This is a genomic window from Propionivibrio sp. (assembly GCF_017995515.1).
Lineage (GTDB): Bacteria > Pseudomonadota > Gammaproteobacteria > Burkholderiales > Rhodocyclaceae > Propionivibrio.
On sequence record NZ_JAGOIT010000029.1, the window covers coordinates 15445 to 36886 of the forward strand.

General features: G+C 64.1%; 21 protein-coding genes and 1 pseudogene. 10 read left to right on the forward strand and 12 right to left on the reverse strand.

Annotation, left to right across the window (positions count from 1 at the left end):
• The first annotated feature begins 83 nt into the window (after window positions 1-83).
• From deoA to KBA32_RS06745, 6 genes are all read left to right on the forward strand, one after another.
• The gene (gene deoA, locus KBA32_RS06720; RefSeq protein ID WP_294356773.1) at window positions 84-1421 is read left to right on the forward strand and encodes a thymidine phosphorylase; all 1338 of its coding nucleotides are present in this window, start codon (window positions 84-86) and stop codon (window positions 1419-1421) included.
• The gene (locus tag KBA32_RS06725; RefSeq protein WP_367113756.1) at window positions 1421-1828 is read left to right on the forward strand and encodes a cytidine deaminase; all 408 of its coding nucleotides are present in this window, start codon (window positions 1421-1423) and stop codon (window positions 1826-1828) included. The genes deoA and KBA32_RS06725 overlap by 1 nt, the downstream gene beginning before the upstream one ends.
• Before the next feature lie 187 nt (window positions 1829-2015).
• Window positions 2016-3086: a BMP family ABC transporter substrate-binding protein gene (locus tag KBA32_RS06730; RefSeq protein ID WP_294356777.1), complete on the forward strand. Its 1071-nt coding sequence runs from the start codon at window positions 2016-2018 to the stop codon at window positions 3084-3086.
• 201 nt (window positions 3087-3287) lie between these two features.
• A complete protein-coding gene (locus KBA32_RS06735; protein ID WP_294356778.1) occupies window positions 3288-3986 on the forward strand; it encodes a response regulator transcription factor in 699 nt (232 codons plus the stop codon).
• Entirely contained in the window at window positions 3983-5620 is a 1638-nt protein-coding gene (locus tag KBA32_RS06740) for a FecR domain-containing protein (RefSeq protein WP_294356780.1), read from the forward strand. The genes KBA32_RS06735 and KBA32_RS06740 overlap by 4 nt, the downstream gene beginning before the upstream one ends.
• A 37-nt stretch (window positions 5621-5657) precedes the next feature.
• Window positions 5658-7619, forward strand: a complete 1962-nt coding sequence (locus tag KBA32_RS06745; RefSeq protein ID WP_294356782.1) for a CHASE2 and HATPase_c domain-containing protein — start codon at window positions 5658-5660, stop codon at window positions 7617-7619.
• A 6-nt stretch (window positions 7620-7625) separates the two neighbouring features.
• Here KBA32_RS06745 and KBA32_RS06750 read toward each other — a convergent pair whose 3' ends face one another.
• From KBA32_RS06750 to KBA32_RS06780, 7 genes are all read right to left on the reverse strand, one after another.
• On the reverse strand, window positions 7626-8549 hold the full coding sequence (locus KBA32_RS06750; protein ID WP_294356785.1) for an FHA domain-containing protein: 924 nt from the start codon (window positions 8547-8549) through the stop codon (window positions 7626-7628).
• 185 nt (window positions 8550-8734) lie between these two features.
• On the reverse strand, window positions 8735-9835 hold the full coding sequence (locus KBA32_RS06755) for a DUF3426 domain-containing protein (protein WP_294356788.1): 1101 nt from the start codon (window positions 9833-9835) through the stop codon (window positions 8735-8737).
• 15 nt (window positions 9836-9850) lie between these two features.
• Window positions 9851-10744, reverse strand: coding sequence for a 50S ribosomal protein L11 methyltransferase (gene prmA, locus KBA32_RS06760; RefSeq protein ID WP_294356791.1), 894 nt, complete (start codon window positions 10742-10744; stop codon window positions 9851-9853).
• A gap of 9 nt (window positions 10745-10753) precedes the next feature.
• A complete protein-coding gene (gene accC / locus KBA32_RS06765; RefSeq protein WP_294356792.1) occupies window positions 10754-12118 on the reverse strand; it encodes an acetyl-CoA carboxylase biotin carboxylase subunit in 1365 nt (454 codons plus the stop codon).
• A gap of 12 nt (window positions 12119-12130) precedes the next feature.
• A complete protein-coding gene (gene accB / locus KBA32_RS06770; protein WP_294356793.1) occupies window positions 12131-12604 on the reverse strand; it encodes an acetyl-CoA carboxylase biotin carboxyl carrier protein in 474 nt (157 codons plus the stop codon).
• Between the two features lie 296 nt (window positions 12605-12900).
• A complete protein-coding gene (locus KBA32_RS06775; RefSeq protein ID WP_294356795.1) occupies window positions 12901-13419 on the reverse strand; it encodes a TlpA disulfide reductase family protein in 519 nt (172 codons plus the stop codon).
• 17 nt (window positions 13420-13436) lie between these two features.
• Entirely contained in the window at window positions 13437-14078 is a 642-nt protein-coding gene (locus KBA32_RS06780; RefSeq protein WP_294356797.1) for a hypothetical protein, read from the reverse strand.
• A gap of 135 nt (window positions 14079-14213) precedes the next feature.
• Here KBA32_RS06780 and mpl point away from each other — a divergent pair, with 135 nt between their 5' ends.
• Window positions 14214-15587 (forward strand): UDP-N-acetylmuramate:L-alanyl-gamma-D-glutamyl-meso-diaminopimelate ligase, encoded by a 1374-nt coding sequence (gene mpl, locus KBA32_RS06785; protein WP_294356799.1) that lies wholly within the window; start codon window positions 14214-14216, stop codon window positions 15585-15587.
• Between the two features lie 12 nt (window positions 15588-15599).
• Here mpl and KBA32_RS06790 read toward each other — a convergent pair whose 3' ends face one another.
• On the reverse strand, window positions 15600-16490 hold the full coding sequence (locus tag KBA32_RS06790) for a LysR family transcriptional regulator (protein WP_294356801.1): 891 nt from the start codon (window positions 16488-16490) through the stop codon (window positions 15600-15602).
• Between the two features lie 127 nt (window positions 16491-16617).
• Between KBA32_RS06790 and KBA32_RS06795 the strand changes: the two genes are divergently transcribed.
• From KBA32_RS06795 to KBA32_RS06805, 3 genes are all read left to right on the forward strand, one after another.
• A complete protein-coding gene (locus KBA32_RS06795) occupies window positions 16618-17082 on the forward strand; it encodes a DoxX family protein (protein ID WP_294356803.1) in 465 nt (154 codons plus the stop codon).
• Window positions 17083-17139: 57 nt separating this feature from the next.
• Window positions 17140-17751, forward strand: a complete 612-nt coding sequence (gstA, locus tag KBA32_RS06800) for a glutathione transferase GstA (RefSeq protein WP_294356805.1) — start codon at window positions 17140-17142, stop codon at window positions 17749-17751.
• Window positions 17752-17827: 76 nt separating this feature from the next.
• Window positions 17828-18616 carry a class III extradiol ring-cleavage dioxygenase gene (locus tag KBA32_RS06805; protein ID WP_294356807.1) on the forward strand — a complete coding sequence of 263 codons (789 nt, stop codon included), beginning with the start codon at window positions 17828-17830 and terminating at the stop codon, window positions 18614-18616.
• A gap of 256 nt (window positions 18617-18872) precedes the next feature.
• Here KBA32_RS06805 and rpoH read toward each other — a convergent pair whose 3' ends face one another.
• The 4 genes and pseudogenes from rpoH to KBA32_RS06825 form a co-directional block, all read right to left on the reverse strand.
• Window positions 18873-19724: an RNA polymerase sigma factor RpoH gene (gene rpoH, locus KBA32_RS06810; protein WP_294356809.1), complete on the reverse strand. Its 852-nt coding sequence runs from the start codon at window positions 19722-19724 to the stop codon at window positions 18873-18875.
• Between the two features lie 134 nt (window positions 19725-19858).
• Window positions 19859-20251 (reverse strand): annotated as a pseudogene (locus KBA32_RS06815) (IS1595 family transposase); the annotation flags it as partial.
• 123 nt (window positions 20252-20374) lie between these two features.
• Window positions 20375-21037 (reverse strand): TetR/AcrR family transcriptional regulator, encoded by a 663-nt coding sequence (locus KBA32_RS06820; protein ID WP_294356811.1) that lies wholly within the window; start codon window positions 21035-21037, stop codon window positions 20375-20377.
• A gap of 157 nt (window positions 21038-21194) precedes the next feature.
• Window positions 21195-21442 (reverse strand): hypothetical protein (locus KBA32_RS06825; protein ID WP_294356814.1); only part of this gene is annotated, 248 nt, incomplete at its 5' end.

Sequence of the window (21442 nt, forward strand, 5' to 3'; positions counted from 1 at the left end):
TCATGGTTCAACAAGCTCACCACGAACGGTGGAAAAGCTCTCTGTGACTTTGCCGATCCTCAAAATTACTGAAGAAGAGACTCATGCTACTGCCCCAGGAAATCATCCGTCACAAGCGTGACAAACAGGTTTTGCCAAGCGAAGAGATCCGCGCCTTCATCGGCGGCATCACCGGGAACACGGTCAGCGAGGCGCAGATCGCCGCCTTCACCATGGCCGTCTTTCTCAACGGCATGTCGCGCCAGGAGTGCGTCGACCTGACGCTGGCCATGCGCGATTCCGGCCGTGTCATGGAGTGGCAGTCGCTCGGGCTCGACGGGCCGATCGTCGACAAGCACTCGACCGGCGGCGTCGGCGACGTCGTCTCGCTGATGCTCGGGCCGATGTTCGCGGCCTGCGGCGGCTACAACCCGATGATCTCGGGGCGTGGCCTCGGGCACACCGGCGGCACGCTCGACAAGCTGGCGTCGATTCCCGGTTACAACCCGTTCCCGACGCCCGATCAGCTCAAGGCGACGGTGCGCGAAGCCGGGACGGCGATCATCGGCCAGACCGCCGACCTCGCGCCAGCCGACAAGCGCATCTACGCCGCGCGCGACGTGACGGCGACGGTCGAGTCGATCCCGCTGATCACCGCGTCCATCCTCTCCAAGAAGCTCGCCGCCGGACTCGACGCGCTGGTGATGGACGTCAAGGTCGGCTCCGGCGCCTTCATGCCGACGCCTGAGTTGTCAGTCGCCTTGGCGCGCTCGATCGTCGAGGTTGGCACTGGCGCCGGTCTCAAGGTCAGCGCGTTACTCACTGACATGAACCAGTCGCTGGCGCCGTGCGCCGGCAACGCGATCGAAGTGCGCTGCGCACTCGATTACCTGACCGGCAAGCACCGTCCGGCGCGCCTGCACGAAGTGACGCTGGCGCTGTGTGCCGAAGGGCTCGTCTCGGCCGGCTTGGCGGCGAACGCCGACGACGCCCGCGTCAAGCTGCAAGCCTGTCTCGACTCCGGCGCTGCCGCCGAGCGTTTTGCGCGCATGGTCCGCCTGCTGGGCGGGCCGGCCGATCTGATCGAGCGTCCGGAGGCCTACCTCGCGACGGCGCCGGTGGTCGTCGATTTCGTCGCGCCGGTGAGTGGCGTGATCACAGCCTTCGACACCCGCGCGCTCGGTATGGCCGTCGTCGCGCTCGGCGGCGGGCGCCTGCGCAGCGACCAGGAGATCGACCCGGCTGTGGGACTGAGCGACATCGTCGAACTCGGTGCGACGGTTCAGGCCGGTCAGCCGTTGATGCGCATCCATGCCCGGACCGAGGCGGATGCGGCGACGGCGATGCAGCGCCTGCGCGAAGCCGTCAGGATCGAGAACGAAATGACGCAGCCGCTTCCGCCGCTCGTCTGGCAGCGCATCGGCGCCGGGGATGCAAAATGATGACGCCCGATCAACTGATTCAGGAGGCGTGCGTTGCTCGACAGAAGGCGCATACGCCGTACTCGCATTTTGGCGTCGGCGCGGCGTTGCTGACGCGCGACGGCGTCGTCTATCACGGCTGCAACATCGAGAACGCGTCATACGGGCTGACCAACTGCGCCGAGCGTACCGCGCTGTTTCGGGCGATCGCCGACGGCTGCAAGCCCGGCGATTTTGTAATGCTCGCCGTGGTCGCCGATACGGATGGCCCGATTGCGCCCTGTGGCGCGTGCCGGCAGGTGATTCTGGAACTGGGCGGCAAGGATTTGCAGGTGGTGTTGGCCAATTTGAAGGGGAACGTCGCCGTGCATACTGCCTCGGCGTTACTGCCGGGGGCGTTCGACGCAGCCGATTTGCCCGTCGCCTGAGAGGTGCAAATGTAGGAGCGCAGCTCGCTGCGCGATAACGGCGGATTTCCGCGCGGGAGCCGTCGATCGCCGATGAATCGGGCTCCTGCAGGTGGCCGGTGATGCGTGTTGGTTTTTGTATCGACAAACCGATCAATGATTTCTGTGTGGTTCTTTGTAGTGTTTCGCTGATAACGAGGAGATGTGAATGAGCAAGAAAATACTGGCTTCTGCACTCATGGCCTTCGGCCTGCTTTCCGCGGCGCCGATGATGGCGACTGCCGCCGATCTCAAGGTCGGCATGGTGACCGACTCGGGTTCGATCGACGACAAGTCGTTCAACCAGGGCACCTGGGAAGGCATCAAGAAAGCGGTCAAGGATCTCGGCGTCAAATCGAAGTATCTCAAGCCGGGCGGCACGACCGAAGCCGATTACGTCAAGGAAATCAGCAACCTGAACGACGCCGGTTTCAGCCTGATCGTGACGCCGGGCTTCAAGTTCGAATCGGCGATCTTCGTCGCGCAGGACAAGTACCCGAAGACCAAGTTCGTCCTGATCGACGGCAGCCCGAACAACGGCGTGTTCGACGCGACGCGCAAGGAAAAGGTCGGCTCGAACACCGTCTCGATCTTCTTCGCCGAGCATGAGTCGGGCTTCCTGGCGGGTGTGGCTTCCGCGCTGCAGATCAAGGAAGGCGACTTCGGCTTCATCGGCGGCATGGAAATTCCGCCGGTGCAGAAGTTCAACTGGGGCTTCCAGCAAGGCGTCGCTTACGCCAACCAGAGCCTCGGCACCAAGGTCAGCATGAAGGCCGAGAACGTCATCTACCAGGGCACTTTCAACGACGTCGCCGCCGGCCAGCAACTCGCCGCGCAGATGTACGACCGCGGCGTCAAGGTGATCTTCGCCGCCGCCGGCGGCGTCGGCGTCGGCGCGATCAACGAGGCCAAGGCGCGCGCCGCCAAGGGGGCCTGGATCGTCGGCGTCGACGTCGACCAGTACTCGCAGGGCATCTACAAGGGCGACAAGTCGATCATCCTGACCTCGGCAATGAAGCGCATCGACACCGCCGCCTACGACATGATCAAGGCGGAAAAGGAAGGCAAGCTTCCGGGCGGACAGACGCTGATTTTCGACGCGAAGAAGGACGGCGTCGGCATCCCGGCGACCAACCCGAACCTCTCCGCCGACGTGTCGAAGAAGGTCGCCGATGTGCTGGCTGACCTCAAGGCCGGCAAGATCACCGTTGCCGCAGAAAAGGGCAACCTGATCAAGTAAGGTGCGACGTCCGATGCGACGTTAGAACTGATCCAATAACACGGGGGAGTCGCGGGCGGCTCCCCCGTTTTATTGACGGTTCGCCATGGTCGGCGTGGCTGTCACCCGCCATGTGCATGCAGACTTCATGCCCCCGGCGTGCTATGATCGCGGCCTATTCCCGTCGATCCATCCGGGGCGACTCCTCCTGCCATACACACCATGAGAATTGCCTACCTCGAGGACGAGGTCGAGACGGCGGCCTGCGTTGCCAGCTGGCTGCGTGATGCCGGCTACCAGGTCGAGATCTTCCATAGCGGCGAAGCATGCGCGCGCGCGGTGATCGGCGACCGTTTCGACGCCGTGCTGCTCGACTGGATGGTGCCCGATCTGCCCGGTACCGAGGTCTTGGCGCGGCTTCAGATCAAGCTGCGGCAGGCGATGCCGCCGGTCGTCTTCGCGACCGGACGTGACAGCGAGGACGACGTCGTCGCCGTGCTGGCGGCGGGTGCCGACGACTATGTGATCAAACCGCTTTCGCAGCGCGTGCTGCTGGCCCGTCTGCAAGCCGTGCTGCGCCGGACGGGCGGAGCCCCGGAGTCTTCTTCGGTGCAGGAATTCGGACGGCTGACGGTCGATTTTGAACGCCGCCAGTTTCGCATCGAAGGCAAGAGCATCACGCTGACCGAGCGTGAAACGGATCTGGCGCTGCACTTCTTCCGCTCGCCCGGTCGTCTGCTGACGCGCGACCATCTCATCCAGGTCGTCTGGTCGACGACGCCGCTGATCGATACGCGGACGGTCGACGTCCATGTCAGCACCCTGCGCCGCAAGCTCGGCCTGACCCCGGAATTCGGCTGGCGATTGGTGTCGATCTACGGCCTGGGTTACCGTCTCGAACGTCAAAAGGAATCGCTATGAAAGCCCCGTCATTCCGCCGCTGGCTGCGCATCGCCGTGCTTGCGACCGCGCTCGGCAGTGCGGCGCTCCGGGCCGACGAGGCGCCGGCGTGGCGCTACACGGTCAAGTCGGGCGATAACCTGATCAACATCGCCGCGCGCTATTTCGCCCGCGCCGATCAGTGGCCGAAGGTGCAGAAGGCCAATAACATCGCCGATCCGAACCGGATTCTGCCGGGTACCGTCCTGCGGATTTCGCCCGAACTCTTGCACAAGACGCCGGGAGAGGCGCTGCTGGAAAGCGTGAGCGGCAGCGTGCGCTGGCGCATGGTCGACGGCGACTGGCAAACGGCGGAGAACGGCCAGCAGCTCGTTGCCGGCAGCGCACTCGAGACGCTCGACGACGCGAGCGCGCTGCTGAGACTCGCCGACGGCAGCAAGATCGTGCTGGCGCCGAATACGCAGCTCTCGCTCGACGCCTTGACGCTCTACGCGGGCGGGCTCATGGCCGATACGCGCATGCGCCTGCAGCGCGGACAAACGACGGTGGGGGCCAATCCCGAGCAGCGCGAGAACCAGCATCTCCGTATCGAGACGCCGTCGGCGCAGGCCGTCGTCCGCGGCACGCACTTCCGCCTTGGTGCCGATGACGAAGTGACCCGCGAAGAAACGCTCGGCGGTCTGGTCGGCGTGAGCGGTGCGGGCAAGGCCGTGCGTGTGCCGGCCGGATCGGGGACGATTGCGCGCGCCGGCGAAGCGCCGATCGAGCCGGTGCCGCTGCTTACCGCGGCCGATGTTTCGGGCTTGCCGAAGCGCTTCGAGCATCTGCCGATGCGCTTCCCGCTGCCCGCGTTGTCGGGTGCGACGTCGTGGCAGGGCGAGGTCGCGCAGGATGAGTCGTTCGACCGTATCCTGCTCGCCAAGTCGGCGCGAGGCGAAATGCTCACGCTCGCCGACCTGCCCAACGGCGACTACGTCCTGCGTTTGCGTGCCGTTGACGGCAACGGTTTGCAGGGCTTCGATGCCGCGCATCGTTTCACGGTGTTCGCGCGCCCATTCCCGCCCGGAATCAACACGCCGGGCGACGCGGCGACGGTGCGCGATGCGCGGGCGAAATTCGCCTGGACCAACGTGCTCGACATCGAGCGTTACCGCGTACAAGTTGCGCGCACGTCCGATTTCGCCGAGCTTCTTTACGACGAGACGTTGAGCGGCGAGGCCTGGCAGACGCCGGAAGAACTCCCTCCGGGTCAGCTCCACTGGCGCGCGGCGAGCATCGCGGCCGACGGGAAGCAGGGGCCGTGGAGCGTACCCGCCACCTTCATCTACAAACCCGGTCCCGGCGCCGTCGATGTCGGCCGCTCGGCGCTGCAGATCGAGTCGGAAACGCTCAATCTCAAGCTGCCGCCACCGCCGGATGGGCTGGGCTACGAGGCCGTCGTTTCTTCCGACAAGCAGCTGGAATCGCCTTTGGGTCAAGCGAGCGCGGACGACGGGCAGCTCGAGCTGCCGCGGCCAGGGGTCGGCACTTACTATCTCGGCGTTCGTCTCGTTGATCGTGCCGACAACACGCCGGGGCCGTTCGCCGTGCAGAAGATCGAGATCCCGCCGAGCAAGCTGTGGTTGATGCTTCTGCTGGTGCCGTTCGGTCTGTGATGCTTGTGCCCCGGCCTGAGGCTCGGCGTCGGGCACGATGACGGCGCAGCCACGGCGGCGTGCATCGCACGGCGAGTTGCGCGAACGCGGCGTCGTCGCCCTCGTGCTTTTCGTTGTCGCACTGGCCGTTACCTTCTCCGATGTGTTCGCGCGCATCGATCACCTGGTCTTCGATTTCGGCCAGCGGCTTGGGCAACGCCTGGCGACGGACGACGTCGTCATCGTCGCCGTCGATGAAGAGAGCCTTGCCCGGATCGGTCGCTGGCCCTGGTCGCGCAGCGTCCACGCGCGAGCGCTGCAGGCCATCTGTCGATCCGACCCGGCGGTGGTCGGGTTTGACGTCGCCTTTTCAGAGCCCGGACCCGAGCGCGCGGCCGACGCCGACCTGGCCAACGCGGTTGCCGACTGCCGGCGGGTAGTCCTGCCGCTCGTCATCGAAACGGCGCACGTGGGCGGCCAGCTGCTCGAGTCGCCGCCGATTCCCGGACTCGCCGCTGCCGCGGCCGGCATCGGGCGGGTGGGGGTGCGTCTGGGAGAAGAAGGCATCGCGCGCAGCGTCGATCTGCGCGAAGGCGTCGGCGTGGCGAGCTGGCCGCTGTTTGCCGCCGAGCTTTTGCGCGTCTCCGGTCGCCAATCGGTGCCTCCCGTGCTCGCCGTGCCTTCAGTCGGCGAGGTGCATGAACTTGTCCGTCAGGATGAACGGCGCATCGCCTACGCCGGGCCGCCGGGAAGCATCCCGCGCATCTCGTTCGCTCAGGTGCTCGACGGAAATGTGCCGCGTGCGACGTTCGCCGGGAAAACAGTGCTGATCGGTGCGACGGCGGTCGGTCTCGGCGACTTCCTGCCGACGCCCGTCTCGGCGCGCGCCCAGCCAATGCCCGGCGTCGAGGTGCAGGGCAACGTCTTTCTGAGTTTGCGCGATGGGCGCCTGAGTCGTCCATTGCCGCTCTGGGCCTCAGCGCTCTGCTGCGCCGTGCTTGCCCTCTTGCCGCTTCTCTGGTTACCGCGCCTGATGCCGCTCGCTGGACTCGGTGCGAGCCTGTGCTGGATGCTGCTGCTCGTCGGCGGCAGCGCTTGGCAGGCGGCGTGGCTTCCCGTCTTCATCGCGCCGAGCGGCGCCTTTGCCGCCGGCTTGCTTGCCTTTCCGCTATGGAGCTGGCATCGGCTGGAGGCGGCGCGTCGTCACCTCGATCAGGAGTTGCGGCGGCTCGCAGAGCGTCTCGGCGCGGATCGAGCCGTGTCGGCCGACGCCGTGCAGCGCATGGGATTTGAAGAGCGGATCGCGTCGGTGCAGGCGGCGCAGCATCGCCTGCAGACGCTCGAGATGCAGCGTAACGAGGCGTTGGCGTTCATATCGCACGATCTGCGCACTCCGCTGGCGAGCGTCGTCCAGAGGCTGGAGAGCGAGCCGCTGGTTGCTTCGACCAAACTGCTGCCGTCGCTGCGCCGGACGCAGGCGATGGCGCAGGACTTCCTGCACACGGCGCGAGCCGAGGCGCTGGAACCGGAGCGGATGGCCGTGCTCGATCTGGTCTCGCTGCTCGAACAGGCAGCCGACGAGCTCTATCCCGTCGCGGCGGCGCAGGGCCGCAAGATCCTGCGATCCTTGCCGGAAGACCCGGTCTGGATCAAGGGTGACTTTGCCGCACTCGAACGGTGCGCGATCAATCTGCTGCAGAACGCCCTGAACTATGCGCCGGACGGCGAGGCGATCCGGCTTGAAGTCAATAGCAGCGGTGGCGACACGGGCGAAGTTCGCTTCTGTGTCGTAAATAGCGGTCGGGAGTTTTCGGTGCAAGAGCGGCGGCTTCTCTTTCAGCGCTACCAGCGTGGCGACGGAAGCGCTGGCCAGCCGCAAGGCGCGGGCCTCGGCCTCTACTTCGTGCGTACGGTCGCCGAAAAGCACGGCGGTCACGCCGACGTCGAATGCCGGGACGGGCTTGTGTGCTTCCGGGTCAGCCTGCCCGCAATGAAGTGCGCGCCCGTCGTCGATGCCTGAAGCGCGTCAGCAGGCGTCGATTTCGAACTCGAATACGGCGTCGGGCAAGCTCTTGATCGAATGGCCGAAGGCGAGTCGGCCGTGGTTCGGCAGCCGGAACGGCTTGTCGCGGATCAGCACCTCGGCGCCGTCGGGCATCTGGATACACGTGCCGTTGGCGCTCTGGTCGGTCAGGAAGCAGCCCTCGGAGCCAATTTCGACGAGTGCGTGCAGGCGCGATGCAAACGGGTTGCTCAGCACGATGTCGCAACCCGGGTCGCGGCCAAAGCTGGCACACGGATTCATTCGGCCGAACTCGAAACGCTGGCGGCCGCGAGAAAAAACGAGCGCGCAGGTCGTCGCGAGAGATGCGGGAGTTACGGGCGCGGGCGACAGGAGCGAGCGCATGAGTACGTGGTGCCAGTTGAGTATGTGCATCGGCAGATCGGTGCCTTCGTCGCGCTTGGCGAGGCTCGATTCGAGCAGCGAAGCCTCGAGTGTCCCGGCGACCAGGCTCGAAATCACGATGCCGTTGTCCGGGGCGTGTTCGGAAAGCTGCCTTGCCACGTCGAAGCCAAAACGCCGTTTGAGGTCGCGGCGCTCCGCCGGTTTGAGCAGCGACAACGAAACACGTGGGGACTGGTGCAGCGCCGCCCGATGAATTCCGATCCGGAGTGCGAGATTGCCGCCGGCGACCTGCGGCAGGCCGGCACAGCGGCGCTGCATTTCACAGGCGCCGAGCACGGCGGCCTTGGCCGTGTTGAAGGACATCAGCAACAAGTCGTTGCTCCGCCGCGCGAGCTGTCCGTCGTAAGCGAGGGCAACCCGTTCCATCCGGTTCAAGCGTCGAGCCGCGGGTTGCCCTGCCATGGCTTCGTCAACGTCGGGCGCTTGAGTTTCGGCACGCTGCAACCATGCCCAGAGAACGTAGCCGCGTTTTCCCTCGCTCATTCAAATCGCCTTATCCGCTGACATGTACGCGCAAACCACTGCCTTACCCCGGAGAATGCGCCCGTCATCCGAACGGCCGGAATCAGGGGGGCGATCAAGAGCTTATCGGCGACCCGATCCATGCGAAAGAAATGTGAAACGGGTTTTACATTCGCCGTGCGGCGCCGCGCGCATGCTGCCGGCGATCAGGGGTAGAAAACGTAGAGACGGTAGCCAGCGGCCGCGATCTCCCTGGCTTCGATCCAGAGCCGGACGGTGAGGTCGGAGTTGGCGGCAAACGGCTGATTGGCCGGCGTTTTGGGCGAGAGATAGTCGGCCGGCGAAAAAACGCGGCGGGCAACGGCGGCGTCCTGCGTATCGGTCAGCGAGAGTTCCAGCGAAGGATAGGCCTGGCCGTAAGCCGCGCGATTGCGCAGGGTCGCATTGAGCACCAGAAGATTGCCGTGCGCGGGGTCGTTCTGCAGACCCGACACTTCGATGCTGATCAGTTCGACGTGGCGCGGCAGCGGCAGATCACGGCCCAGCGCCTGGCTCGCCGAAGTGAGCAGCGGACGCAGGCTCGGCAGCGCCGTGGCGAGTTCGCTGCGGAAATGGAAAATGACTTGCCCGAGCAACGCCAATACGAGCAGCAGCGCGACGAGCACGAAGGGCCAGCGCGCCGGTTTGTCCGATGGAAGGGAGACTGGCGCTGCCATCACGCCTTCCGACCACTTGCTGTAGCCGGGGATTTCGGTCGTCTCGCGCGGCATGATGAGGCCGGTGGCCTTGCCGAGTTCTTGCGCGGCGGATTCGCTCAAAGGGACGACCAACTCCTTCGCTTCGGCGGCTACTGCGGGAGCTTCGACAGTCGGTTCGTGTGCTTCCTCGGTGAGGATCGATTCGATCTTTGGCCCCGCCGTTGCGTCTTCGTCGGCTGACGAAATGTAGAAAGCGTCGTCCGGCTCATCCTCGCGGGCTTCCGGTGCTTCGAAGTCGAGCGACGGCTCCTGCGGGGCGTTGCCGGCGACCTCGGCAAAGAAGGGCGCCGTGGCGACAATGGTCGGTTCGTGGGCGTCGGTCGTCGCCGCCGGAGCAGGGACGGTGTCTGTGCTGGCGAACGAAGGCGTCGGCGCGAGCGCGATGACCGGCGTGGGTACCGGCGTAACGGGCTTTTCCTCTTCCAGCAGGCTGTCGAGCGCGTTGAACACCGCCTGGCACTGGCCGCAGCGCACCTTGCCGGCGCGCGCTTTCATCTGTTCCGGCGTGATGCGGAAGACGGTCTGGCAGTTCGGGCAGCGCGACATCATGGCGTTGGCGCTCGGTCAGGCAGCCTTCGAGCCGGCCAGGCAGACCCAGCCGTCGCGGGTATCGGCGACGGCGAGCGGGATGTATGGCGCGTAGCAGGCGATCAGGTCGTCCGCCTGCTCGGCGAGGATGCCGGAAAGGGCGAGCCGGCCGCCGGGCCGCACGTGCGAACAGATGGCCGGCGCAAGCGCCTTCAATGGGTTGGAGAGGATGTTGGCGACGACGATGTCGAACTGCCCCCTGAGTTCCTTCGCCGAATCGTCGAAGTGTGCGGCGACCTCGTTGCGTTCGGCGTTGCCTCTGGCGGCGCTGACCGCCTGCAGGTCGATATCGACACCATGCACGTCGCCGGCGCCGAGCTTGGCCGCGGCGATCGCGAGAATGCCTGAACCGCAGCCGTAGTCGAGCATCGACTCGCCGCCCTTGACCGTGCGTTCGAGCCATTCGAGACACAGCCGGGTGGTCGGGTGCGAGCCGGTGCCGAAGGCCATGCCCGGATCGAGCACGAGCACGATGGCGTCCGGGTCGGGCGCTTCATGCCATGAAGGGACGATCCACAGGCGCTCGGAAACGCGAATCGGATCGAATTGCGCTTGAGTGAGCTGCACCCAGTTCTGCTCGACGACTTCCTCCTGCGTAAACGGCGGAATGTCCTCGAGCCCGATCGTCTCGGCGCAGGCGGCGAGCAGTTCGTCCGGATCGGTCCCCTCGGCGAGCAGGGCGACGACGCGCGAACGCTCCCAACCCGGCGTGGTGACCGAGCCCGGCTCGCCGAACTGCGGCGTTTCGCGTTCTGTCCCCGCATCGGCGTCCTCAATGCTCGCCGAGAGCGCGCCCGCTTCGAGCAGTGCGTCGGCGAGCGCGTCGGCGTGGTGGCAGTCGGTTTCGATGCAGATGGAGAGCCAGGACATTTTTACGTCTTAGAGGTTGGATTTGACTTCGCTCTTCGCGGCCAGGCGCTTCTCCAGATAATGGATATTCGTACCGCCCTTGATGAAGCCCGCATCGTACATCAGCTCCTGATGCAGGGCGATGTTCGTCTTGATGCCTTCGATGCTCATCTCCGAGAGCGCGATGCGCATGCGCCGGATCGCCTGGTCGCGCGAGTCGCCGTAGGCGATCACCTTGGCCACCATCGAGTCGTAATGCTGCGGCACCGTATAGCCCTGATAGACGTGCGAATCGACGCGGATGCCGGGGCCGCCGGGCGGGTGGTAGAAGCTGATCTTGCCGGGAAATGGCACGAACGTGAAGGGATCTTCGGCGTTGATGCGGCATTCGATGGCGTGGCCGCGCAGCTCGATGTCGCGCTGGCGGAAGCGCAGTTTCTCGCCAGTGGCGACGCGGATCTGTTCCTGAACGATATCGACGCCGCTGATCATCTCGGTGACCGGGTGTTCGACCTGGATGCGCGTGTTCATCTCGATGAAGTAGAACTCGCCGTTCTCGTAGAGGAATTCGAAGGTGCCGGCGCCGCGGTAGTTGATGCGCCGGCAGGCCTCGGCACAGCGTTCGCCGATGCGCACGATGTGCCGCGTCGGGATGCCGGGCGGCGGCGCCTCCTCGATGACCTTCTGGTGCCGGCGCTGCATCGAGCAGTCGCGCGCGCCGAGGTGGATGGCGTTGCGGTAGCTGTCGGCGAGTACCTGGATTTCGACGTGGCGCGGGTTCTCGAGGTACTTCTCCATATAGACCTCGGGGTTGCCGAAGAAGCTCTGCGCCTCGGACTTGGTCAGCGTCACCGCGTTGAGCAGCGCCGCCTCGGTATGGACGACGCGCATGCCGCGCCCGCCGCCGCCACCGGCCGCCTTGATGATCACCGGGTAGCCGATGGCCTTGGCGATCTGCAAAATCAGCTTCGGGTTGTCCGGCAGCGCGCCTTCCGAGCCGGGAACGCAGGGCACGCCAGCGGCCTTCATGGCGTCCTTGGCGGAGACCTTGTCGCCCATCAGGCGGATCGTTTCCGGGCGCGGGCCGATGAAGACGAAGCCCGACGACTCGATGCGCTCGGCGAAGTCGGCGTTCTCCGAGAGGAAGCCGTAGCCGGGGTGGATCGCCTGTGCGTCGGTCACCTCGGCGGCCGAGATGATCGCCGGGATGTTCAAGTAGCTCTGGTTGGAGGGCGCCGGGCCGATGCACACCGATTCGTCGGCGAGCTTCACGTACTTGGCGTCGCGGTCGGCCTCGGAATGAACGACGACGGTGCGGATGCCGAGTTCGCGGCAGGCGCGCTGGATGCGCAACGCGATCTCGCCGCGATTGGCGATGAGGACTTTTCCGAACATGTTCGCGGCTCCTTAGCCGATGATGAACAACGGTTCGCCGTATTCGACCGGCTGACCGTTGTCGACCAGGATCTTCTTGATCGTGCCGGCGCAATCGGATTCGATCTCGTTGAGCAGCTTCATGGCCTCGACGATGCACAGCGTGTCGCCAACCTTGACCGTGCTGCCGACTTCGACGAAGGCGTCCGAGCCGGGGCTCGCCGAGCGGTAGAAGGTGCCGACCATCGGCGATTTGACGAAGTGACCCTTCTCGTCATCGTCTTCTTCCTCGTCGTCGAGGTCGTCGAGATCGACCGACTTCTTGCGCGGCGCGACCGGGGCCGCGCCGGCAATCGGCGCAGCCTGCGGCATCATGTACGTCGGCTGTGCGGCGACGTTCGGATTCTTGGCGATACGGACTTTTTCCTCGCCTTCGGTCACTTCGAGTTCGGTGATGCCCGATTCTTCGACCAGATCGATCAATTTCTTGAGTTTGCGCAGATCCACGGATGTTCTCCTTATAGTGCGTCTGGGTTCAGTGGCAACGAAACCCGCTGGCTGTGGGATGTCGTGCCGAGCGGTTTCGACAGGTTGTTCGGAGGGTTGCGGTCGTCGCCCAACGGGGGAATGGCAGCGACGCCGATGTCAGAGCGGTTGCTTAGACCGGTGGAGTGAGGAACAAGTTGCGTGACGATCTTGAATTTTGCCTCTTCATGCGGGGAGTTTGCCGCAAATCGAAGCATTTTGTCCAGAATGGGCGGTTCGAGTACCCTTGTCGGACTGGCTGCAGGCTGGCGCCAGCGCTACCGGCGCACGATCTTTTCGAGAAGGGAATCGAGTTCCGCTTCGGAAAAGCGGCCCAGGCGGTTCATCTCGGTAACGCCGTCGCGGTTGAATACGACGGTGTAGGGAAGCGCCAATTGTGTGTTGCCGAGCAAGCGGCTCAAGTTGGTGGCGTTGGCGTCGCCCGTAAAAAGCGGATAGCTGGTGGGGTGTATCGCAGCGTATTGCGCGACGTTATCGGCGGTATCAAGCGCAATGCCGACAATTTGTACGCCGTTGCTCGCGTGTTTTGTTTGCAGGCGCGACAGGATGGGCGTCTCTTCGCGGCAGGGCGGGCACCAGGTCGCCCAGAAATTGACGACGAGAACCTTGCCGCGCCATTGTTCGATCGGCTGCAGTTTTCCCGCTGCGTCGGGAAGCTTCGCGGCAAGCAGGCGGTCGAAGGCGCTGATTGCGGGTCCCGGCCCGGTGTTGAGCGGGCGTTCGGCAACATAGACACTGGCGCCCATGGCCAGGGCGATGGTGGCGACGACGATCACCCAGCTCAGGCGTCGGCTCATGGCGACAGGGCGGTGTCCGGATCAATGCCTGGGGCGCTATCGTTCGTGGTTTCGTCGAGCAGATTGCGCAGCGCATCAAGGCGAACGCGCTGGCGCACCCGTCCGTCGCGCGTCTTGAAGACGATGCGCTCCTCGAAGCGCGGGTAGACGATGAGGTTGATCGCCGCCACTTCGTCGTTGAGCGTGAGCACCGCTTCGGCACGGTCGCTGCGTGGTGTGCTGTGTGCGAAGTCGACGCGCCGGTTCAGGAGGAAGATCTCGACGTCCTTGGCGCTGTCGGTGAATAGCTGGATATCGATCTCGGCGTAGCGGCCAGCCGTTCCATCGAGCACCGATCCCGTCAGGTACGGGTTGAATTTCTGCATAACTTCCATGATCTCGCAGGCTTTGCGCCGGAGCTGGTTGATCCGTTCGGCGTGTTCGTCGCCCTGGAACAGGCGCTGGTAGGTGCGCAGCTCGGCTTCGACTTCGGCGTTTTCCGGAAGGTGTGTGCCTTCCGGCAGTCCGAGGGCGTGCAGTGCCTTGCGTTTGGCGAGCGAGTAGTCGCTGATGCCGCTCTCGGCGATCAGTCGCGCTGCGGTATTGGCGATGAGCGTCTTCTGCTGGGTCGTGTTCGAGGTGTCGTGGCGGTGGGGCATGGTTCCGTGTCGGTCGGGTTTGCCGGTCGAGGCGGCGTGTTTGACGAAGTATCTGGTAATCGGGGCAAGGGTACAATGCGCCGGGTGCGCCGGCGCGTGCTCGCCGGCCGGTCGATTCTAACGTGGAACAATTACATGCATATTCACATTCTCGGCATCTGCGGCACCTTCATGGGCGGGGTCGCCCAGCTCGCACGGGCCACCGGGCACCGTGTCACCGGCTGCGACGCCGGCGTCTATCCGCCGATGAGCACGCAGCTCGAAGCCGCCGGGATCGAGCTCGTCGAGGGCTACGGTGCCGAGCAGGTCGGGCTCAACCCCGACTGCTACGTGATCGGCAACGCCATCTCGCGCGGCAATCCGCTGCTTGAAGAAATCCTCGATCGCGGGCTGCCCTACGTCTCGGGCCCGCAATGGCTCGCCGACAATGTACTGAGCGGACGCTGGGTGCTGGCCGTCGCCGGTACGCACGGGAAGACGACGACGTCGTCGATGCTGGCGTGGATTCTGGAAGATGCCGGTTTGAGCCCGGGCTTCCTGATCGGCGGTGTGCCGATGAACTTCGGTGTTTCGGCGCGTCTGGCGGGGAAAATCAGCGATTCTCCTTTTTTCGTGATCGAAGCCGACGAGTACGACACGGCTTTTTGCGACAAGCGTTCGAAGTTCGTCCACTACCGGCCGCGAACCGCCGTGCTGAACAATCTTGAGTTCGATCATGCGGATATCTTCGCTGATCTGGCGGCTATCGAGACGCAATTCCATCATCTCGTGCGTACTTTGCCGCGCAACGGACTGATCGTCAGCAACGCGCGCGAGGCGAGCCTGGAGCACGTGCTGGCGCGCGGCTGCTGGACGCCGGTCGAGCGCTTCAACGGAGCCGATGGCTGGCGCGTCGAAGGCGACGATGCGGACGGTTCGCTGCGCCTGCTGCGCGGCGACGAAGTCATTGGTGAGACGGTCTGGTCGCTGAGCGGCGAGCACAACCGCGCCAACGCCGCGGCCGCGTTGCTCGCTGCACGGCACGTCGGCGTGCCGTTCGACAAGGGTCTCGACGCACTTTCGCGCTTCGGGAACGTCAAGCGGCGGCTCGAGCTGCGCGGCGTCGTCAACGAAGTCTCGGTTTACGACGATTTTGCGCATCACCCGACGGCGATTGCGACGACGGTCGCCGGGCTGCGGCGCAAGATCGGTTCGCGCGAGTCTGCACGGATTCTCGCCGTGCTCGAACCGCGCTCCAACACCATGAAGCTCGGGGTGATGAAGGCGCAGTTGCCGGCGAGTCTGGCCGAGGCGGACCTCGCCTTCTGCCATGCCGCCAATCTCGGCTGGGACGCGGCGGAAGCGCTGGCGCCGATGGGCGAACGGGCGCTGGTTGCCGATGACCTTGGTGCGCTGGTCAAGGCGATCGTCGCCGAGGCGCGCCCGGGCGATCACATTCTGGTGATGAGCAACGGGAGCTTCGGCGGTATCCACGGCAAGTTGCTCGACGCGCTGACCGTCGTCGAGTAAGGCCCCGGCGCATCACTGCGCCCCAAACCAGTCCTTGAGGAAGTTGGCCATCGCCTGCACCTTGACCGAGAGGTGGCGGCGCGTCGGATAAACCGCGTGGATCGGCAGGCGCGGTGTGTTCCAGTCCGGTAGGACGCGTTGCAGGCGGCCGGCGTCAATCAAAGGCTGCAGGATGAAGCACGGGGCCAGCGCGATGCCGCCGCCGGCCGCGGCGATTTCGGCGAGCAGCATGCCGTTGTTGGCGTTGATCGGTCCGCCGATGCGCGCGTTCACCATTTGCCCTGCGTTGTCCTCGAACTGCCACTGATTGCCGAGCGCCGAATACGTGTAGGTCAGGCAGTCATGCCGCGCCAGATTGTCGGGGTGGGTCGGCGTCCCGGCGCGCGCCAGGTAGTCCGGCGCGGCGGCAACGAGCAGCCGGGTTTCGCCGATGTGCCGCGCCACCAGGTTCTCACTCCCCACGCGGCCGACCCGGATGGCCAGGTCGAGCCCTTCCTCGGCGAAGTCGGCGACGTTGTCCGAAAGCTGGATGTCGAGCGTGATTTCCGGGTACTGGCGGGAGAACGCGGCAAACGCCGGCGGGAGACGCAAGGTGGCGAGCGCGATCGGCGCGGTCAGGCGCAAGCGGCCGCGCGGGTGAAGCGCCTCGCCGGCGACGCTGGCCTCGGTTTCCTCGAGATCGGCGAGCAATTGCGTGCAGCGCTCGAAGTAGGCGAACCCCTCATCGGTCGGACTCATGCGCCGCGTCGTGCGGTTGAGCAGACGGACGTTGAGATGCGCTTCGAGTTGCGCGACGTGGCGCGAAACGGCGGAGGTCGACAGTCCCATTCGCTCCGCCGCGGGTGCGAAACCGCCAGCTTCGATCACCGAACAGAAAACGCGCATCGCTTCAAACTTGTCCATTAAATTATCCCGAAAAACGCAACAGATATTCAATTGTAAGCGTGTTTATTCCTTTGTAAGGGATATTTATAGTTCGCCTGTCGTCGGAACGACTCCGACATCCAACCGGAAATCAAAGGAGACTTTCATGAACACCGCAACCGCTACCCGTACTTCGATCAACTTCGCCGCCGGCACCTCGGCAGGTGCGCAAACCTCGGCCAGCCAACTCGGCATTGCCCTGCTGCGCATCGCCTTGGGTTCAATGTTCCTGGCGCACGGATTGCTCAAGGCGCTCGTCTTTACGCTGCCGGGAACGGCTGGTTTCTTCGAGTCGGTCGGCTTCCCCGGTTTCTTCGCCTACATCGTCGTACCTGCCGAGATTCTTGCCGGTATCGCGTTGCTCGCCGGCTTCCGCACCCGCCTCGTCGCCGCCGCGACGATCCCGCTCCTGATCGGTGCCGCCTCGGTGCATCTCGGCAACGGCTGGCTCTTCAGTTCGGCGAACGGCGGCTGGGAATACCCAGTCTATCTCGTCGTCGCCGCGCTCGCGCAGAGCCTGATCGGTGGCGGCGCCTTTGCCTTCGACAATCTGCGCGCCCGCTCGGCCTGATCCTGTCGATCCATCCACGGGGCGTTCGCCCCGGTTTTCTGCCCAAGGAGTTACGCAATGAAACTGTATTTCTCACCTGGAGCCTGTTCGTTCTCTCCGCACATCGCCTTGCGCGAGGCCGGTGTCGACTTCGAGCTGGTCAAGGTTGACCTGAAGAACCGCAAACTCGCGGCGAATGGCGGCGACTATCTGGCGATCAATCCCAAGGGTTACGTCCCGGTGCTCGAACTCGACAACGGCGAACGCCTGAGCGAAGGGCCGGCAATCGTCCAGTACATTGCCGACCTCAAGCCCGAACTCGGTCTGGCGCCGGCGACCGGATCGTTCGAGCGCTATCGCCTGCAGGAGTGGCTGGCGTTCATCAACTCCGAAGTGCACAAGGGCTTCAGCCCGCTGTTCAACCCGGCGACGCCGGAGGAAACGAAGGCCGCTGCGCGCGCGGCGCTGGCGAATCGCCTCACCTATCTCGCCGGCCACCTGAATCGCAACGACTATCTCCTGGGCAAACAATTCACGGTGGCTGACGGGTATCTCTACACCGTTCTCAACTGGGGCCAGTGGGTCGGCGTCGACATCAGCCAATGGCCTTCGCTCGCGGATTTCGTCGAACGCGTCGCCAGCCGGCCGAGCGTGAGCGCCGCCCGCGCGGCGGAAGCGGGCAAGGGCTGACGCGGTTGGTCACGGATGCCTGGAAGGATTGTGCCGGGTGCCCGCGGCCCGATCGGGCATTGATGAAACGAAAATCATGAAAGCAAAACAACCTGTTCTATTCCTCTCGCACGGCTCGCCGATGACGGCGCTCGGCGGCGATGAACTCAACTTGGTCTGGACGAAGCTCGCACCGCGCCTGGCGCCACCGGCGGCGATCGTTTCCGTCTCGGCGCACTGGAACACGCGCCTGCCGATCGTCAGCGGCAGCGCACAACCGGAGACGATTCACGACTTTGGCGGCTTTCCCGAGGAACTCTATCGCCTGCGCTACCCGGCCCCGGGCGCGCCCGAACTGGCGCACCGCATCAAGGACCAGGTGACGCAGGCCGGCATTGCAACGGGTATCGATGCCGGTCGCGGGCTGGATCACGGTGCCTGGGTGCCGCTCTTGACGTTGTTTCCCAAGGCCGACATCCCGGTGGTGCAGCTTTCCGTGCAGCCAGAACGCTGCGCACGCCACCACTACGCCCTTGGTGCGGCGATTGCATCGCTCGCGCAGCAGAACGTGCTCATCATCGCCTCGGGGCACATGACGCATAACCTGATGGACTACCTGCGACCCGGCGGCGTGCGCCCGACGGCGGCGTCACGCGACTTTCGCGAGTGGGCTCACGCGCGTTTGATGAGCGGTGATGATGCCGCGCTGTTCGACTGGGAGCACGCCGCACCGGGCGCGAAAGCCGCGCATCCGTCGCCCGAGCACTTCTTGCCGCTGTTCGTTGCGCTCGGCGCCGCCGGTGAGCGTCGGCACACAGAGTGGCTGGGCGGCGGCTGGATCGGCGACGCGCTGGCGGCTGATAACTACCTTTTCGAGGTTGATTGAGAGGTTGTGGATAAATGCCGAAACACCCACCACAGAGTCACAGAGACGCAGAGTTTTCGCAGAGGAGACCTTTGGCAACGGCATTTTCTCTCTGCGTTTCCTCTGTGCCTCCGCGACTCTGTGGTGGATTTTGAGTTTTTTTCACAGACCCTGAGTTCACCGATCTGTCCTGTTGGCGCAAACAAAAAGCCGTTCAGCTTGTTACTGAACGGCTTTTCTTCGTCGGTGCTGTACGACGCGCGTGCTGACTTGACTCTCAGGCCACCAGCGGCAAGAGGTTCGTGCGCATCTTCTGCATCGCTTTGCTTTCAATCTGGCGGATACGCTCGGCCGAAACGCCGAACTCCGCGGCCAGATCGTGCAGCGTCGCGGGTTCCTCGCTCAGCCAGCGGGCCTCGACGATGCGGCGGCTGCGTTCGTCGAGGTTCCCCAGCGCGGTTTGCAGGCCTTCGCCTTGCAGGTGGTCGCGTGCGCGCGATTCGAGTACGCGCGTCGGCTCGCTGCGGCTGTCCTCGAGGTAAGCGATCGGCGCGAAAGCGTCCTCTTCGTCGTTGCCTCCCTCGAGCGCCAGATCGTGCCCCGAGAGGCGCGTTTCCATCTCGATCACTTCTTCCGGCTTGACGCTCAACTGATGCGCGACGTCGGCGACCTGGCTGGAAGTTAGGGCCTCGCTACCCGGCTTCAGGCTGCGCAGGTTGAAGAACAACTTGCGCTGCGCCTTCGTCGTCGCCACCTTGAGCATGCGCCAGTTCTTCAGCACATACTCGTGAATCTCGGCCTTGATCCAGTGGATCGCGAACGATACCAGGCGAACACCATGCGATGGATCGAAGCGCTTGACCGCCTTCATCAGGCCGATGTTGCCTTCCTGGATCAGGTCGGCATGCGGCAAACCGTAGCCGAGGTAACCGCGGGCGATCGAGATGACCAGGCGCAGGTGCGAGAGAACCAGTTGACGCGCCGCCTCGACATCCTCTTCCTCGCGAAACCGCGTCGCCAGCCGGAACTCTTCCTCCTCGGTCAGGATCGGGAATTGCTTCGCTGCCTGGATGTAGGCGTCGATATTGCCTACAGCAGAGATCATCGGAAAAGCCAGAGCTTGCGTCATGTGGATTTCAACCTCCTCAGCCAATGTAACTTGAGCACCCAGATTTTAGCACTCTCGATATGAGACTGCTAAAAACGGCAGGAGTTTCGTGTGCCGGTTTGTAATCTTTGACAATCATTAAGGCTCTGCCTGAATTAGCTGTTGGTCGCCACGCGACCAACAGCTTCCTTGAGGCATGACGGAGAAATGGTGCCCCGATAGCGTTCGAGGAGGCGGCGCCAGCCAAGATAGTGTTCAAGGTATTTGGTGGCGACGCCGTGGAAGCGGCGCATCCGGGTTTTCAAGCGGCTATCGTAGGCATTGACGTTCTGGATGTGGAAGACGCCCTCAAGCACCTGGAGGCCGCGTTGCACATTGACCGGGCGGAGCACGGCGATGACATGAGGTGCGTCGAGTTTCCCGAGGCGGAACTCGTCCGTTTGACCGCTGCGGTCGCGTACCACCCGAACGGCGATCTGATCGGGGCTGGTGCCTCGGGTCTGCCCGACGCGGCCGCGTCGGCGAGCCGGTCGTGGCAAGCGGCGCTTCGGCGTTGCACGGTACAAGCGAGATTCAGCTTTTCCGGCTATTCGATCCGTTGAGGGGGCGCCTAACCCGTGAAAAGCAGGCCGACCGACAAGACGTCATACGTTCCCACTTTCGGACGCAAGTCAGAGCGTGTCGCCCGGAATCGCCGATAGTTCCATGCATGCGATCGCTCGAGCCTCTTCGCGTGGAATGCCGAATGCCGTCAGAACGAACTGCGCAGCGTCCGATCCCGCGTCACGCCATGTTTTGCGCCCCTCAAGCACCAGCAGCATTGAACCCAAGACAGCGCCGGTTATGAGAGTTACGGCTGAGGCGAATTGCTCTTCCTGAAAAGCGTATCGTCCGGTTTCGAGTCCTTCTCGCAACTCCCTGACTACCTGACCCGTCCAGATCTCCTGCAACACGGCCGAACTTAGTGCAAAACGACAGACGAAACGCCCCCAAAGAGGATCCTCGTGTGCGCGCTTCGCGCAATAGCGAACCCCGCCAGAAAGCTTCTGGGCCGGGTCCTTCATTTGTCCGACGCTATTCTCTATTCGCTCGGTTATTTCTGCGCTGAGCTGCGCAGCCACCTGGGAAAACAGGCCGTCCAGATCCGAGAGACTGTTGTATACCGTAGCCCGCGCCATGCCAGCGACCTCGGCCAACTCGCTCGCATTGATGCGAGTGACGTTTTGCTCCGCGAACAGCTGCAAGGCGGCCCGATGCAGTCGTCGTTGGGCTGCGGTCAGTTGCGGTACAGACGATACTTTTTTCGATTGAGCAAGCTCACTTGATTGGCCCACAAGCAACTCCTTACGTTCTCGTTCTCAAGCAGGACGGCCCTTTACCCGAGGGCGCATTCGTCACTCCGACGTGCCGAACTACCATCCCGGAAGCGGGAAATTCAACACTATCGTCTCTTGTTACACATGAATGTTCATTCAAGCCGGCAGGCAAGCTCTAGCAGCCTGTCGGACTCGAGTTGGCCTGACGATGATTAACTGAATCGCGGGGTCGTTTTGGCGGGTTTTTTGGCTGTATTTTCGGTTTTCCGGGTGTTTTCAAGGTATTTTCAGCCGGACGCACCAAAAACAAGGCGCTGTCTGACAAACAAAAACCGGCCCGCAGGCCGGTTGGCGTGCCATGCGTCCGGTTCCTTACGACGGCAGGTAGCGTACGCGCAAGACGCCGCCGATCGCCGTCAATTG